General features: G+C 66.3%; 1 protein-coding gene and 1 pseudogene. Both read right to left on the bottom strand.

Annotation, left to right across the window (positions count from 1 at the left end; genetic code table 11):
* Nucleotides 1-870, bottom strand: an 870-nt coding sequence (locus tag GQ57_RS37955) for an efflux RND transporter permease subunit (RefSeq protein WP_034200620.1), incomplete at its 3' end; no start/stop codon positions are given.
* A gap of 15 nt (nt 871-885) precedes the next feature.
* Nucleotides 886-1,135 (bottom strand): annotated as a pseudogene (locus GQ57_RS37950) (efflux transporter periplasmic adaptor subunit); the annotation flags it as partial.

The following is a 1,135-nucleotide window of genomic DNA, read 5'->3' as shown; positions in this document are numbered from 1 at the left end:
ACCGAGCGCCGCGGTCGGCTGACCGTTGTACTTCGTGTCGAAGTTGTAGTTTTCGCCGCCGAGGCCGATCTTCGCGACGTCCTTCAGGCGAACCTGCGAGCCGTCCTGGTTGACCTTCAGCAGGATGTTGCCGAACTGCTCGGGCGTCTGCAGCAGCGTCGATTCGGTGATCGTCGCCTGCAGCACGGTGCCCGGCATGGCCGGCGTGCCGCCGATCTGGCCGCCCGCGATCTGCACGTTCTGCTGCGTGATCGCGGTCGACACGTCGACCGGCGTGAGGCCGTAGTTCGTCAGGCGGTTCGGGTCGAGCCAGATCCGCATCGCGTACTGCGAGCCGAACAGCGTGACGGTACCGACGCCGTTCAGGCGGCTGATCGGATCCTTCACGTGCGACGCCACGAAGTTCGCGAGGTCGTACTTGTTCATGCTGCCGTCTTCGGAGTTGAAGGCGAGCACCAGCAGGAAGCTGCTGCTCGACTTCGTCACCGACAGGCCCAACTGCTGCACGACCTGCGGCAGAACCGGCGTCGCGAGCGACAGCTTGTTCTGCACCTGGACCTGCGCGATGTCGGCGTTGGTGCCCGGCGCGAAGGTCAGCGTGATCGTCGCGTTGCCCGAGTCGTCACTGGTCGACGACATGTACAGGAAGTTGTCGAGACCGCTCATCTGCTGCTCGATCACCTGCGTCACCGTGTCTTCCACCGTCTTCGCGGAAGCGCCCGGGTAGTTCGCGGTGATCTGGATCGATGGCGGCGCGATCGTCGGATACTGCGAGATCGGCAGCGTGAAGATCGCCGCAACCCCGGCCAGCATCAGGATGATGGCGATCACCCACGCGAAGATCGGGCGATCGATAAAAAACTTTGCCATGAAACAGGCTCCCTGTTATTGCGCGCTCGAAGCAGCGGCGGCACTCGCCGGCGCGGCGCCCGATGCGGCTGCACCGGTTGCAGCGGCGGCGCCGGAACCGGCAGCGGCCGGCGCGGCGGAGGCGGCAGCAGCGCCCGATGCGGCATCGTCCGCCGGGGCGAGCTGCGCGGGCACCGTCTTCACGGTCGCGCCCGGGCGCACCTTGTCGACGCCCTGCACGATCACGTGATCGCCCGCTTCCAGGCCGCCTTCGACGACCCAGTTC

It is taken from the genome of Burkholderia sp. MSh2 (assembly GCF_000731655.1).
Classification (GTDB): Bacteria; Pseudomonadota; Gammaproteobacteria; order Burkholderiales; family Burkholderiaceae; genus Burkholderia; species Burkholderia paludis.
This window is presented reverse-complemented; position numbering and strand designations above follow the sequence as displayed.